13 protein-coding genes are annotated in these 13,894 nt (G+C 60.1%); all 13 read left to right on the forward strand.

Annotated elements, in window-relative coordinates; all coding sequences use genetic code 11:
• Window positions 1-33 precede the first annotated feature (33 nt).
• The 13 genes from metK (at window position 34) to FE782_RS19610 (ending at window position 13,892) form a co-directional block, all read left to right on the forward strand.
• A complete protein-coding gene (gene metK, locus FE782_RS19550) occupies window positions 34-1,236 on the forward strand; it encodes a methionine adenosyltransferase (RefSeq protein ID WP_138195927.1) in 1,203 nt (400 codons plus the stop codon).
• A 265-nt stretch (window positions 1,237-1,501) separates the two neighbouring features.
• Entirely contained in the window at window positions 1,502-4,144 is a 2,643-nt protein-coding gene (locus tag FE782_RS19555) for a stalk domain-containing protein (RefSeq protein ID WP_158299469.1), read from the forward strand.
• A gap of 47 nt (window positions 4,145-4,191) precedes the next feature.
• Window positions 4,192-5,373, forward strand: a complete 1,182-nt coding sequence (locus FE782_RS19560) for a sensor histidine kinase (protein ID WP_138195929.1) — start codon at window positions 4,192-4,194, stop codon at window positions 5,371-5,373.
• A complete protein-coding gene (locus tag FE782_RS19565) occupies window positions 5,366-6,103 on the forward strand; it encodes a response regulator (RefSeq protein WP_138195930.1) in 738 nt (245 codons plus the stop codon). Before FE782_RS19560 ends, FE782_RS19565 begins: the two co-directional genes overlap by 8 nt.
• Window positions 6,104-6,210: 107 nt before the next feature.
• Window positions 6,211-6,612, forward strand: a complete 402-nt coding sequence (locus FE782_RS19570) for a hypothetical protein (RefSeq protein ID WP_138195931.1) — start codon at window positions 6,211-6,213, stop codon at window positions 6,610-6,612.
• A gap of 177 nt (window positions 6,613-6,789) precedes the next feature.
• Window positions 6,790-8,580: an ATP-dependent helicase ComFA gene (locus FE782_RS19575; RefSeq protein ID WP_138195932.1), complete on the forward strand. Its 1,791-nt coding sequence runs from the start codon at window positions 6,790-6,792 to the stop codon at window positions 8,578-8,580.
• Entirely contained in the window at window positions 8,577-9,368 is a 792-nt protein-coding gene (locus tag FE782_RS19580; RefSeq protein ID WP_138195933.1) for a ComFC family protein, read from the forward strand. The genes FE782_RS19575 and FE782_RS19580 overlap by 4 nt, the downstream gene beginning before the upstream one ends.
• A gap of 102 nt (window positions 9,369-9,470) precedes the next feature.
• Window positions 9,471-9,875, forward strand: a complete 405-nt coding sequence (locus tag FE782_RS19585) for a flagellar protein (protein ID WP_138195934.1) — start codon at window positions 9,471-9,473, stop codon at window positions 9,873-9,875.
• Window positions 9,876-10,029: 154 nt separating this feature from the next.
• A complete protein-coding gene (gene flgM, locus FE782_RS19590; RefSeq protein WP_138195935.1) occupies window positions 10,030-10,299 on the forward strand; it encodes a flagellar biosynthesis anti-sigma factor FlgM in 270 nt (89 codons plus the stop codon).
• Window positions 10,300-10,321: 22 nt separating this feature from the next.
• Window positions 10,322-10,822, forward strand: a complete 501-nt coding sequence (locus tag FE782_RS19595; protein ID WP_138195936.1) for a flagellar protein FlgN — start codon at window positions 10,322-10,324, stop codon at window positions 10,820-10,822.
• A gap of 47 nt (window positions 10,823-10,869) precedes the next feature.
• A complete protein-coding gene (gene flgK / locus FE782_RS19600; protein WP_138195937.1) occupies window positions 10,870-12,342 on the forward strand; it encodes a flagellar hook-associated protein FlgK in 1,473 nt (490 codons plus the stop codon).
• 30 nt (window positions 12,343-12,372) lie between these two features.
• Complete coding sequence (gene flgL, locus FE782_RS19605) at window positions 12,373-13,269, forward strand: flagellar hook-associated protein FlgL (RefSeq protein ID WP_138195938.1); 897 nt, start codon at window positions 12,373-12,375, stop codon at window positions 13,267-13,269.
• A 41-nt stretch (window positions 13,270-13,310) separates the two neighbouring features.
• Window positions 13,311-13,892, forward strand: a complete 582-nt coding sequence (locus FE782_RS19610; protein WP_238392579.1) for a DUF6470 family protein — start codon at window positions 13,311-13,313, stop codon at window positions 13,890-13,892.
• Window positions 13,893-13,894 lie beyond the last annotated feature (2 nt).

Raw genomic sequence — 13,894 nt, forward strand, 5'->3', positions numbered from 1 at the left:
GCAGCAAAATATTCTTTATAGGAGGTCGATTCCATGACACAAGTACGTGGACGTCGCCTGTTTACGTCCGAATCCGTAACCGAGGGACATCCGGATAAAATCTGCGATCAAATTTCCGATTCCGTACTCGACGCTTTCTTGAAAAACGACCCGAACGCGCGCGTAGCGTGCGAAGTTTCCGTAACGACCGGTCTCGTGCTCGTCGCCGGCGAAATCAGCACGCGTTCCGAATACGTGGACATTCCGTCCATCGTGCGCAACACGATCAAGGAGATCGGATACACGCGCGCGAAGTATGGCTTCGATTATCAAACTTGCGCGGTGCTGACGTCGATCGACGAGCAGTCGGCCGACATCGCGATGGGTGTCGACAAGGCGCTCGAAGCGCGCGAAGGCACGATGAGCGACGCGGAGATCGAAGCGATCGGCGCGGGCGACCAAGGCCTCATGTTCGGCTTCGCCGTGAACGAAACGCCGGAGCTCATGCCGCTCCCGATCTCGCTCTCGCATAAGCTGGCCCGCCGCCTTACCGAGGTGCGCAAAGAAGGCATCCTTGAGTACCTTCGTCCGGACGGCAAAACGCAAGTCACGATCGAATACGACGGGGACAAGCCTGTGCGCGTCGATACGATCGTTATTTCCACGCAGCACGCCGAAGAAATTACGCTCGAGCGTATCAAGCAGGACATCATGGCGCAAGTGATCAAGCCGGTCGTTCCGGAATCGCTGCTCGACGCCGACACGAAGTTCTTCATTAACCCGACGGGCCGTTTCGTCATCGGCGGACCGCAGGGCGACGCCGGCCTCACCGGACGCAAAATCATCGTCGATACATACGGCGGTTATGCGCGTCACGGCGGCGGCGCGTTCTCCGGCAAGGACCCGACGAAGGTCGACCGTTCCGGAGCGTATGCTGCTCGCTACGTCGCGAAGAACATCGTCGCCGCAGGCCTCGCCGAGAAGTGCGAAGTGCAGGTCGCTTACGCGATCGGCGTCGCCCAGCCGGTATCGATCGCGGTCGATACGTTCGGCACGGGCAAGGTCGCCGAGGAGAAGCTCGTCGAGCTCGTGCGCAAGCACTTCGACCTGCGTCCGGCCGGCATCATCAAGATGCTCGACCTTCGCCGTCCGATCTATCGCCAAACCGCGGCGTACGGCCACTTCGGCCGCACCGACTTGGACGTGCCTTGGGAGCGCACGGACAAGGCGGATCTGCTCCGCGCGGAAGCATTGTAAAGCCAAAGCGATTACGCCTCGATACGTCGTTCGCCCGAAGCCGGGCGGACGGCGTATTTTTTTGCCAAAATTTAAAGGTCACGGACACAAAGCGGGAACTCTCCTACGAAAGTTGTAAGAAGGAAGGCGGAGCAAGGGAAGGAGGGAGCAGGACGTACGCACGTATCCAGAAACTGGCGTGCAACTTTTCCCAAGTCTCTGAAGTCTATTTAAGGTAGAGAGATAGACTAGACTTCTCAGGTAGATGGGAGAGAGAATTGACAGGATGGGTGAGAGAAAAACCATAAAGCGGTTGGGGAAGCCGGTGATTGCCAGCGCGATCGCGGGTACCCTCATCTTCGGACCCTCGTTCGTTCCCGGCGTCGCGGGATGGGCTTCGGCGGCGACGACGGCGGCTCAGCAGCAGCTGACGCTGCAGCAGGAGTCGATCGTCACGGCCGGAGTGAAGCAGCGATCTTATGTTTGGACGCGTACGACGAAAACGAATCAAAACGTCTCGACGAATGTGAAGGTCATCGTTGCGGACCTGAATCATCCGAATGTCAAGCTGGATGTCATGACGGGCCAAGACGGCCAATTCACCGAAAAGGATAACGTCCTAAATATGGCCCGCTCGACAGGCGCCGTGGCGGGCGTGAACGCGGACTACTTCGATATGGCTTCGACGGAGCCGGCTCCGTTCGGTCCGCAAGTCTCGAGCGGCGCGCTCATGGCGACGCCGGCCCTCGGTCTGCAGGGCATGTACGCCTTCGGGATTACGAAGCAAAACAAACCGATTATCGAGACGTTCGCTTCGCAAGGCGTCGTGACGGCGGCCAACGGACAGACGTACGCCTTAACCGGGTTGAACCGCGTCGTAGGTACGCTAGGGAACGCGATCTACAAATACGACGCCGCCTGGGGCAGCGTGATGCGCGCGAAGGATGCGACGGCGCATACGGAGGTGCTCGTCGTAGACGGCGTGGTGCAGAGCATCTTCACCGGCGGCAGCCGCTATCCGGAGGAAGCGCCGGCGAACGGGTTTATCTTAAGCGCCGGCGGAACGGGAGCCGAGTTTATCGCGAACAACGTGAAGGTCGGCGACAAGCTGGAGGCAAAAGCGACGCTCGTCCCGGTGAACCCGAATCTGACGTATACCGAAAACGACTTCAAAATGCTCGTCGGCGGACATACGATTCTATTAATCGACGGGGCGGCGGCATCGTTCACTAGAGACGTAAGCGGCATCAGCGGCAGCGGCAACACGGCCCGTACGGCGGTAGGCTTCGATAAGAGCGGCCGATACGTCTATATGGTCACGGCCGACCATGCGGCGGGCAGCGTCGGTCCGACGCTGTCCGATTTCCAGAAGCTGCTCATCGAGCTTGGGCTGTGGCGTGCCGTCAACCTCGACGGCGGCGGCTCGACGACGCTCGTCTCCCGTCCGCTCGGCGAGTTCGAAGCGGCGCTGGCGAACGTGCCGAAGGACGGCTCGCAGCGCCGCGTCGTGAACGGCCTGGGCGTGTTTTCTACGGCGGCGCCCGCGGCGTTGAAGGACTTCATCGTCGACGGTCCGAAGCTGCTCTGGAAGGGGCAGACGGTCTCCTACAACGTGAAGGCGTACGACGTCAACTATAACCCGCTCGATCCGAAGACGCTCGCCGCGCCGGTCCAATTCAAGGCGCGCGGGACGAATCTGATGGTCGACCCGACCACCGGCGTCTTCACGGCGACGGCGGGCGGCGCGGATACGGTCGTCGCTTACTCGGGCAACGTCGGCGAAGACCTGCCCGTCGAGATCGCCGACCGGCATCGCATTGCGAAGCTGGAGATCGTGCCGAACGCGGCGCCGTCCAAGTGGAAAGTCGGCGACGCGATCCAGCTGGGGCTGCGAGCGACGCTTACCGACGGACGCATCGGCACGATTCCGGCCGACCTCGTGAAGTGGAGCCAGTTCGGCGCGAACGGCTCGATCGTCGGCGACACATTGACGTTCCTCGGGTACGAAGAGGGCGCGAAAGAGTCGATGCTCGTCGCAAGATTCGACGGGTTCCCGACGCCGCTCGCCGTTCCGGTGCCGCAGCAGCGCAACCTGACCGACTTCGCCGCGGTGCCGTGGAGCATCGCGCCAGAGAGCTATCCGGCGCAGGCGATTGCCGACGCGAAGCTGTCCGGCGAGACGAACAACCCTTGGCTCAGTCTCGCGTACGATTTCTCCGCCGGCGACGGCGCGACGGACCTGGCGGCATACGCGACGTTCAACGGCAGCGACGGAGTCGCTTTGGACAGCGGCGCGAAGGCGTTCCAGCTGGATGTCTTCGGCGACGGTCAAGGCGGCCGGCTGCGGGCGGAGTTCACCGACGCGACGGGCGCGCTCCAGCGGGTGACCCTCGCGGAGAGCGTCGATTGGACGGGGTGGAAAACTGTCTCCGTGGAAATGAAGGATTTCGACCCTGCGACGCTGAAAAGAATATATGTCCTTAGCAAAAAACAAATCAAAGGCGAAATCGCGATCGATAACTTGTCGCTGCAATATCCGGAAGCGGCGAACGCGAACCCGGTCGCGGTCGCGCTGACCGTCGGCAAGAAGGACGTCGTCGGCGGCGGGCAGCCGCAGCAGCTGGACGTGGCGCCGGTCATCGACAAGGAGCGGACGTTCGTACCGGTGCGGTTCGTCGTGGACGCGCTCGGCGGACACGTCGATTGGGATGCGGCCGACAAGAAAGTGACGATCCGCAAGGGCGGCCACTTCATCGAGCTGTGGGTCGGCAATACGGATTTGATCGCCGACGGCGAGCGCACCGTCTCCGACGTGCCGCCGATGCTGAAGAGCGGGCGGACGATGCTGCCGCTGCGGTTCGTGTCGGAGCAGCTGGGATTGAACGTGGCGTACGACCCGGCGACGAAAGGCATTACGATTCAGGAGTAGGCGGAATCGACGGACGCATTTTCCAGATATAAAGAGGTGAACTTCCATTGAACGTTGAGGTCGATGCGATCGAACGCGTCCTAAAGAACGCAACCGAAGCGCTGGAGAGCAGCAAATATCATATTTACGAAATCGGCGAGGCGGCGCGACAGGAGCAGCAGGCGCTCGCGGCGGAGCTTCAACGGGTCATGGAAGAGCTGAGCGAGACGATCCAAGCGGTCGACAAGCTCGAAGAGCAATATCGGCGGGCGCGCGTGCGTCTCGTCGAGGTGAGCCGGGATTTCAAGCGGTACGGCGAAAAGGACATCCGCGATGCGTACGAGAACGCGACGCAGCTGCAGCTGAGCCTCACCGTAAGCCGGGAGAAGGAGTCGAATCTGAAGGCGAAGCGGGACGATCTGCAGAAGCGGATCCGCAGCATCGACCGGACGATCGAACGGGCGGAGGCGCTCTTTTCCCAAATGAACGTCGTGCTCGAATACTTGTCCGGCGATCTCGGGCAGGTGACGCGCATTCTCGAATCCGCGAAAAACCGGCAGCTGCTGGGTCTCAAGATCATCCTCGCGCAGGAAGAGGAGCGCCGCCGCATCGCGCGGGAAATTCACGACGGGCCGGCGCAGTCGATGGCGAATCTTATTCTGCGAACCGACATCGCGGAGCGGATGCTCGCGAAGGGCGAGCTCGGCGTCGTGAAGGAGGAGTTGGCGGATCTGAAGCAGAATGTCCGGACGGAGCTGGAAGAGGTTCGCAAGATTATCTTCAATCTGCGTCCGATGACGTTAGACGACCTCGGCCTCGTACCGACGATTCGCAAGCTGACGCAAGATTACGAGGAGAAGACGAGAATTCGGACGAAGTTCGAGCTTCGCGGCCGGGAACGGCGTCTGACGTCCGGCATGGAGGTCGCGTTGTTCCGGCTCGTGCAGGAATCGCTGACGAACGTCGCGAAGCACGCGGACGCGACGCACGTCACGGTCGAGATGGCGTTCCTCTCGGACGGTGCGGTGCGGGTCGTCATCGCCGACAACGGCGTAGGTTTCGACGTCGCTCGTTGGCAATCGAAGGTTGCTTCGGGCGGAGGCGCCAGCTTCGGTCTCGTCGGTATGAAGGAGCGCGTAGAGCTGTTGGAAGGAAATTTCGATATCGAATCGAATGTTAATGCAGGAACGAAAATTACGATCGAAGTCCCGTTAGGCGACGGAACGAAGGAGGATGTGAATCATGGCTGAGCGTACGAATCCGATATCCGAGGTTAGAATCGTATTGGCGGACGACCACTCGTTGTTTCGCGAAGGATTGAAACGGATTTTGAATATGGAACCGGGGTTGCGGGTCGTCGCGGAATGCGGGGACGGCGAAGCGGTTCTCGGGCTGTGCCGGGAGCTGCATCCGGACGTGGTGCTGCTCGATATCAACATGCCGATCGCAAGCGGCGTGGAAGCGACGGAAGCGTTGTATAAGGAAATGCCGGGCGTGAAGGTCATCATCTTGTCCATTCACGACGACGAGAGCTACGTGTTCGAGACGCTGCGCAAAGGCGCTTCGGGCTACTTGCTGAAGGATATGGAGACGGAAACGTTGATCGAAGCGATCCGTACGGTGGTCGCCGGCCATGCGTACATTCATCCGCGGGTGACGGGCAAGCTGATCAACCAAATCCGCCGCATGACCGAGACGGACGCGGAGCTCGAGACGGCGGCGACGTCGATGGCCGATATCGGTGGACAGACGGTCGGCGTGCGGTTCATTCATACCGACGACAATCCGCTCACGAAGCGGGAGGCGGAGGTACTGCGGCTCATGTCCGAGGGCAAGAGCAACCGGTCGATCGGCGACTTCCTGTTCATTAGCGAGAAGACGGTCAAGAACCATGTCAGCAGCATTTTACAGAAAATGCACGTGGACGACCGGACGCAAGCGGTCATTATCGCGATCAAGAACGGCTGGGTGACGTTGTAACGCCCGGCCGGGCTTTTCTTTTTCTCCCGGAAGTGTAAGGGGTTACATCCGCACAGTCACCAGTTCCTCCGAGGCGGCATATGATGTTGCCAAAGGAGGGAGCTGCGATGGTGGAAGAACTGTTGGCCATTTTCGCCGCTTACGGCTTAGGCGTCGGCCTCGTGCATCTGTTTCGTTGGCGCTGTCATTGGGGGCGCGAAGAGACGTCCCACGCGGTAATCGTCACCCGCGACGCCGGGGCGACGGTGGAGTGGCATCTTCGGACGTTCGCGTTCGCGCAGTGGCTTCGCGCGCGGCACACGAGGATCACGTTGATCGACGAGGGATCCACGGACGATACGGTGCGAATCGCCGAACGGCTGATCGCTAGGCTTCACGCGAATTGGGAGCTGATCCCGGCGGGTACGCCGGCGGAGGCGCAGCGCTGGCTGGAGACGCTCGGCGGCGCGAACGAGGTCGTGGTGATCCGCGGCGCGGCGGCTTGCGGTCCGGCGGGGACAACGATATAATGGGGACAGTGAAGCACACTTTTTTCGAGCGGCATGCCGCTTGGGAGGGGTGTGTTTTTTTGTTTGTCCACGATTCAGTAAGTTATATCTACGGATGTAACACCTGAATCGTCTCGGTAAACGGGTACCGTCTTGCAAAGACGGCGAAGCCGTTTATCCTTGGGAGGTGGGCGCGAGATGCGGGCGGTCGTGTACGGGGTCGAAGTCGATCCGGCAGTTGGGGGCGGCGGTTGGCGGTGGTGCGTCAGCGTGGCGCTCGAGGCGGATGCGGCGTGGTGGTCGGCGGCGGGCGCGAGGCGGTTGTATGTGTTGGGGAGCGGCGGGTCGCGGCGGCTCTCGCTGGGGCAAGCCGCGGAGCTGCGGGCGGGGTTGGAGGCGTCGCGGAGACGCTTCGGTTCCGCGGCCGTGCCTGGGGGCTCTTGGGTCGGCGTCGAGGAGCTCTGCGCAGGATGGGCGTTGGATCGGGGGGAGTACGAGCGATGGACGAGCCGTCTCGCGGGACGGCTGCTGCTCCGCGAGGAGCTTGAAGCGATGGACGGCTTGCCCGAGGACTGGGTGCGTTTCGTGCAGTGGGGCGCGCTGATGGGGCGGCTGCGGATTCGGCATGGCGTGGAGCGGATGCGGGAGGCGTCGGCGTTAGCCCGGTTGGCGGGACGGCTGGAGGGTATGGGCGTTCACGGTCTTCGCGTGCGTGGCGGGGACCGATGGGAAGGGTATCGCTGCGTTCGTTGCGGGAGCGAAGGCCGGTCCTTGCTGCCGGTGTCCGAGTGCGCCTTGTGCGGCGGTCCGTGCCCGTACTGCGAGGCTTGTCTCGGGATGGGCCGGGTTCGGTATTGCGCGCTGCTGGTGCAGGGCGTCGCGGCGGGCGTGGAGTTCGCTGCCGCCGGAGCGTTGGGCGGTTCAGGCGTGCGCGCTCGTTGGGGGCTTAGCTCCGCTCAAGCGGACGCCGCGGGGGAGGCGCTGCGGTTCCTGGAACGTCCCGGGGGCGGAAAGTTTCTGCTCTGGGCGGTGACGGGAGCGGGAAAGACGGAGATGATGTTCCCGTTGGTAGAGCGCGCGCTGGCGGTCGGGGGGCGCGCGTTGGTCGCAACGCCGCGGAAGGACGTCGTGCTGGAGCTGATGCCGCGAGTGAAGGCGGCGTTTCCCGAGGCGCGCGTCGTGACGTTGTACGGAGGAAGCGAGGAACGCTGGGAGGCGGGGGCGATCACGATCGCGACGACGCATCAGCTGTTTCGCTTCCGCGAGGCGTTCGACCTGGTCGTACTGGACGAGATCGACGCGTTCCCGTATCACGGCGATCCGCAGCTGACGTACGCCGCCGAGGGGGCTTGCCGCCACGACGGCAAGTTCGTGCTGCTGTCGGCGACGCCGCCGACGGAGCTGCGCCGCGCCGCGTCACGCGGGAAGCTGCCGCACGCGAAGGTGTGCGTGCGGTTTCACGGGCGGCCGCTGCCGGTTCCGCAGCGATTAGGGGTGCCGCCCCTACGGCGGTGGGCGGACAGCGCGCTGCCTCGATCGCTTCGCGAGGCGGTGGAGGTTTCGCTGCGCCGGGGCGCGCAGCTGTTCGTCTTCGTGCCGTGGATCGCGGCGATTCCGGGGGTGGTGCGCCTGCTCGAAGGCGCCTTCCCGGACGTGCCGATCGGAGGCACGTCGTCGAAGGACGAGGAACGCGGCGAGAAGGTGCTGTCGTTCCGCGGCCGGGAGCTGCGGATCATCGTGACGACGACGATTCTGGAACGTGGCGTGACGGTGCCGAGGACGGATGTGTTCATCTTGGACGCGCATAGCGGATTGTTCGACGGCGCGTCGCTCGTGCAGATGGCCGGGCGCGCCGGTCGGAAAGCGGAGGACCCGAGCGGGAACGTATACTTCTGTTCGGCGGAGTGGACGAAATCCCAGAAGGAGGCGATCCGCGACATTAAGGCGATGAACGACTTGGCGCGGAAGCGGGGGTATTTGTTTCCATGAATGCAGCAGGTTGGTGGGGACGGCTTCGCGGTTTGCTCGAAGGCGGGTTGGGCGCGGCGGACGACGGCTGCTTGTGGTGCGGCGGAGTGCGGCGAGGCGGGGGTGCCGCTACCCGGCTCCGGCGGATTTGCGGCGCGTGCGCGGCCGAGGTGCCCTGGATCGAGCAGGTGCAATGCGCCGCGTGCGGACGCGGGGAGCCTTGTCCGGATTGCGTCCGCCGGGAGACGAGCTTTATCGTCGCGAACCGCAGCGCGGTGCAGTATACGCCTTTTATGAAGGAATGGCTGGCAAGGTACAAGTATAGGGGATCTGAAAAGCTGGCCCCGATGTTCGGCGAGATGGCGAGTTATGCGTATGGGAAGCTGCGGGAAACGTGGGGGGACGTGGCGCGCGGCGTGACTGTGCGAACGATATTGACCTTCGTTCCGCTCAGCGAAAGACGGTTGGAGGAGCGCGGCTTCAACCAAGCCGAGACGATGGCTCGATACGTGGCGAGCCGGTATCGCGTGCCGGTCGTGCCGGTGCTAGTGCGAACGCGTCATACGGAGAAGCAAAGCTACAAGAGCCGGAGGGAGCGCTTGGAGAGCTTGGAGCGCGCGTTCGCGCTCCGGGAGGACGGCGCTCTGGAGCTGCAGCGACTTCTGGCCGAAGGCCCGCTGCGCGTCGTCGTCGTGGACGACGTGTATACGACGGGAAGCACGATGCAGCGGTGCGGGGAGGCGATCGCGTCCGCAGCCGCTGACGGCGCGGGAGCTTTGCGCGTCTACGGATTGACATGGGCGCGGTAACCCTTTTTCTAAGGGCGAAGTCTTGAATATACAAAAAACCCGAGATACAGTACAATCGAATTATTGAAGAGTATTCGCTATGGTTCGAACGGAGGGTATCTTATGACATTAAACGTGACGAATTGCCCGAAGTGCGGTCGCCTGATGCAAAAAGGCATTCGGTCCGTATGCCCCAACTGCCATCAAGAAATAGAAGCCCAATACGAGAAATGCTTGAAATATTTGCGGGAAAACCGCAAATGCACGTTAGGCGAGTTGAGCGAGGCGACCGGGGTGACGACGGGGCTAATCACGAAGTTTATCCGCGAGGGCCGCATCTCGATCGCGGAGTTCGAAAATATGTCCTATCAATGCGAGGTTTGCGGAGGCTCAATCCGCGATGGGAATCTTTGCGAATCTTGCCGCAGTCGACTAGTAAAAGACGTTAAGGGCATTCAGGAAGACGAACGACGTCAGGCCCAACAGCAAGTGAATCAAAGGACGGGTTTTTTGAAAGACAAGAGGTAATTTTTGAATTCCCTAAACAAAATGAGGGCAGGAACCGATACATTATATAAATGGATCGGTTCTTTCTCTTTTTCGGGATGTTATTTTCCATATACGGGAACAACATTTGAAGCGGGACCGAACGAAGATGCGACGAAACAGGCGGTGGTCATCGATGAAAATTAACGAACCGGGCAGATTGTCCTCCATTCAAGCGTACCGAGCGGGACTTCAAGCCAAGGAAGCCAAGGCTGCGGCCGGCAAGGGCGCGCAGAAGGATAACGTGGTCATCTCCGCGGAAGCGAAGGAGCTGCTCGAAGCGCAGCGCGTCGGCGGAACGGAACGAGCGGAGCGGGTCGAGGCGCTGAAGCAGTCGGTGCAGGCCGGCACGTATCATATAAGCGCGGAGCGTTTGGCGGAGAAGCTGCTCCCTTATTTGAAATAAACTCGGAAGCTGGGTGAACTCCATGTCCGTACAGCGATTGATCGCTGCGCTGGAGAAGCTGAAGGATATTCATGAAGAACTGATCGAGCTGGCCGACCGGAAGCGGGAAGCGCTCGTGCGGAACGTCGTCGAGGAGGTTTCGATGATCGCCGGCAAGGAGAATAAGCTCGTGCGCGCGATCGAAGAGCAGCTTCAGGAACAGACGGACGCGACGAACGGCTTCTTCCGGGCCAAGGGCTTCCAACCGACGCGCGCGGTGACGGTGACGGAGCTGTCCCGCATGGTGACGGATCCGAAGGAGAAGGAAGCGCTGCTCGCCGCCCGGGACCGGCTGTCGGACACGGTGGCCTTCTTGAAGAAGAAGAACGACCTGAATCAACAGTTGATCGAGCAATCGCTCGCTTTCATAAATTATTCGATCGATCTCGTGATCGGTCCGGACGAAGAGCCGATGTACCGTAACCCGAATCAGCAGCAGTATTCAGGGGCGAAGCGGCCCGGTTATTTCGATTCGAAGGCGTAAGAAGAAGTCATAGCAACCTACTAAACTAGCAAGAAGGATGTGTTTCCATGCGTTCCACGTTCGGGGGCCTCGAGATCGCCAAGCGGAGCTTGTTCGCGCACCAGACGGCACTGACGACGACCGGGCACAATATCGCCAACGCCAACACGAAGGGGTTTACGCGTCAAGTCGTGAATATGGTCGCGGCCCGACCGCTCGAGAATATCGGTCTGATGCGGAGCACGATTCCCGGACAGCACGGCCAGAGCGTCGAGGTACACTCGATCACCCGGATCCGGGAATCTTTCTTGGACAAGCAGTTTTACAACGAAAATAAGAGTCTAGGGCAATGGCAGACGCGCGTGGATACGTTGGAGAAGCTGGAAGCGATCATTAACGAGCCGTCCGACACCGGGATGCGGCAAGTACTCGATAATTTCTGGAACTCCTGGCAGGAGCTCAGCATGGCGCCGGACAATCTGGAAGCGCGCGCCATCGTGAAGGAAAGCGCGTTGGCGTTGGCGGACGCGTTCAACCATGCCGCGAAGCAGCTCAGCGACCTGAAGGCGGATCTGACAGACAACATCGACGTGAAGGTCACCGAGGTCAACACGCTGCTCGAACAAGTGGCGACGCTGAACCAGGAGATTTACCGGATCGAGGGCTTCGGTAATAACGCGAACGATCTTCGCGATCAACGGGACAACTTGGTGGATCAGCTATCCAAGGTCATCAACGTAACGGTCGTCGAAGAGGATCGGGGATATACGGTTCGAATGGGCGAGCAGATGCTCGTGAACGGGAACGGGTCGACGCCGTTCACGCTGGCGATGGCCACCGGTAATTATGCACAAGACGGCACGGGCAACCTGAACAATGGGGAGTTGTTCGGATTATATTATTCCCGGGAGAAGCTCGTAACGGATTATCAGAACCAACTGGATGCGTTGGTGACAACGTTAGCCGCCAACGTGAACGCGGTGCATAGCCAAGGGTACACGCTGAAGCATCCGGTTACGATGGGCGAGGACGTCTTCGTCTTCGCGGCGCTGGATCCGGACGATCCTACGCCTCCGTCGTTCGCCGAGCGGCTTCGCGTGAGCTCGACGATTACGGACGACGTCGAAAATATCGCGGCGTCGGGACGGACGTACGACGACAATGGGATCACGCGCGTTGTTCGAGGGAACAACGAACAGGCCCTCGCGCTTGCGGGACTTCGCAACGAGAAGTTCAGTTTCGACGGCGGCGGCATCGAGAAGATCATTCTGAACGGCGGAACGTTCGATGAATTCCTTCGCGCCGTCGTCGGCGAGATGGGCGTTCAGACACAGGAAGCGCAGCGTCAAGCGACAAACCAGCAAATTCTCGTCGAGCAGGTTGAATCTCGACGTGCGTCCGTCAGCGGTGTGTCTCTCGACGAGGAGATGTCCAATATGATCAAGTTCCAGCACGCCTACAATGCAGCCGCACGAGCGTTAACGACGTACGACGAGATGCTTGACAAAGTTATCAACAGCATGGGCGTCGTCGGCCGTTAATCGGTATTTTGAGACAGGGGGAACCATATCATGCCTAGCCGCGTGACCCAGAGTATGCTGAATACGCAGTTTATGAGGAATTTAAATAATAACTTGAACCGCATGGAGAAGCTGCAGGAGCAGATGTCTTCAGGCCGGCGCATCAATAAACCGTCCGATGATCCGGTGGGCATCAGCTTCTCGATGCGTTACCGGAGCGAGCTCGAGTCGAACGATCAATACCAGCGCAACGTCGATTCCGCTTTGTCTTGGTTGTCCTATGCGGACGAGACGTTGGGACAGGCGGGCAACGTCATGCAGCGCGCTCGCGAACTGGCGGTTCAAGGCGCGACCGGCACGAATCCGCAAGAGGCGCTGGACACGATCGCGATGGAAATCGATCAATTGTCCGAGCAGATGCTCAGCATCGCGAACAGCAAGTTTAACGGCAAGTATGTGTTTAACGGTGAATTGACGGACGTACAGCCGTACTATGACTACAATGCCGGTTCGGCAAGTCCGGATTCCGGGTCGATCAACTTCGAAATCGGCATCGGCGTGAAGATACCGGTGAACGTATCGGGCAAGGACATCTTCGGGCAACCGGATGCGGACGACAACATCTTTATTGCGTTGAAGGATTTAAGCCGAAAACTGAAAAGCGGGGATATCAAAGGGGTCAGCGAGTCCATCGGCAAGCTGGATCAGCGGATGGACGCTTTCTTAGCCGTTCGCGCGGACATCGGCGCCAAGACAAACCGGATCGAATTGGCAGAAGATCGCCTTCAAGACATTAATATCAACTTGTCCAGCTTAAAGTCGAAGACGGAGGACGCCGACATGGCGGCCGTCATTACAAACTTGAAGATGGACGAAAATGTGTATCAAGCCTCCTTGTCCGCGGGTTCAAGGTTGATTCAACCGAGCTTGATCGACTTCTTAAGATAGCCAAGATTTCACGTTGAATAGAGGTGCTGTCTTTGGTCGCGATGATTCCTAGGCAGCTCCCCATTGTCCAAATCCGGCAAACCTTCGCGAAGATCGGAATCGATGCGGATCTGGGGAAGCAAAGCATCGAGCAGCCGCGCCCTACGTACGAGATGCAGTATCAGCGACCCGTACAGTCGATGGAGCTGCCGGACGGCCAATTAACGATAAACTCGCAACGAGCGTGGGACGCGTTGGGGCGAGGCGGACATTTGGAGACCATGTCGCGCATTTATTCCCAAGGGCAGCAAATCGCTCTGGAGACGATCGGGAAAATCGCGGAAGAAGGCGACCAACTGGCGGCCATTCATAAGGGCGGTAATGCGATCGCTGCATTGGCGCAAGATATTCGTCTGGAGTTCGGGCAGTATCGGTTCGAAGGGCCGGCAGGTTTCGACAATGTCGATATTTCTTACCAGGCAGGAAAGGCCAATATCGAGGTGCAAGACGGCAAAATCCATGTCAATGCTCGCGTGAATCCTCCAGTTCACGAATACACGCGTGGAAAATTAGATATCTATATGCAACAATACAATAAAGTGGAGTTTACTCCCCCGCCGCCGCAGATTGACGTGACGGTGTAACC

It is taken from the genome of Paenibacillus antri, assembly GCF_005765165.1.
GTDB lineage: Bacteria > Bacillota > Bacilli > Paenibacillales > YIM-B00363 > Paenibacillus_AE > Paenibacillus_AE antri.

Bases quoted from the DNA above. Each gene is read 5' to 3' on its own strand.
- metK (WP_138195927.1), top strand. From the start codon at position 34: ATGACACAAGTACGTGGACGTCGCCTGTTTACGTCCGAATCCGTAACC.
- FE782_RS19555 (WP_158299469.1), top strand. From the start codon at position 1,502: ATGGGTGAGAGAAAAACCATAAAGCGGTTGGGGAAGCCGGTGATTGCC.
- FE782_RS19565 (WP_138195930.1), top strand. From the start codon at position 5,366: ATGGCTGAGCGTACGAATCCGATATCCGAGGTTAGAATCGTATTGGCG.
- FE782_RS19570 (WP_138195931.1), top strand. From the start codon at position 6,211: ATGGTGGAAGAACTGTTGGCCATTTTCGCCGCTTACGGCTTAGGCGTC.
- FE782_RS19575 (WP_138195932.1), top strand. From the start codon at position 6,790: ATGCGGGCGGTCGTGTACGGGGTCGAAGTCGATCCGGCAGTTGGGGGC.
- FE782_RS19580 (WP_138195933.1), top strand. From the start codon at position 8,577: ATGAATGCAGCAGGTTGGTGGGGACGGCTTCGCGGTTTGCTCGAAGGC.
- FE782_RS19585 (WP_138195934.1), top strand. From the start codon at position 9,471: ATGACATTAAACGTGACGAATTGCCCGAAGTGCGGTCGCCTGATGCAA.
- flgM (WP_138195935.1), top strand. From the start codon at position 10,030: ATGAAAATTAACGAACCGGGCAGATTGTCCTCCATTCAAGCGTACCGA.
- FE782_RS19595 (WP_138195936.1), top strand. From the start codon at position 10,322: ATGTCCGTACAGCGATTGATCGCTGCGCTGGAGAAGCTGAAGGATATT.
- flgK (WP_138195937.1), top strand. From the start codon at position 10,870: ATGCGTTCCACGTTCGGGGGCCTCGAGATCGCCAAGCGGAGCTTGTTC.
- flgL (WP_138195938.1), top strand. From the start codon at position 12,373: ATGCCTAGCCGCGTGACCCAGAGTATGCTGAATACGCAGTTTATGAGG.
- FE782_RS19610 (WP_238392579.1), top strand. From the start codon at position 13,311: ATGATTCCTAGGCAGCTCCCCATTGTCCAAATCCGGCAAACCTTCGCG.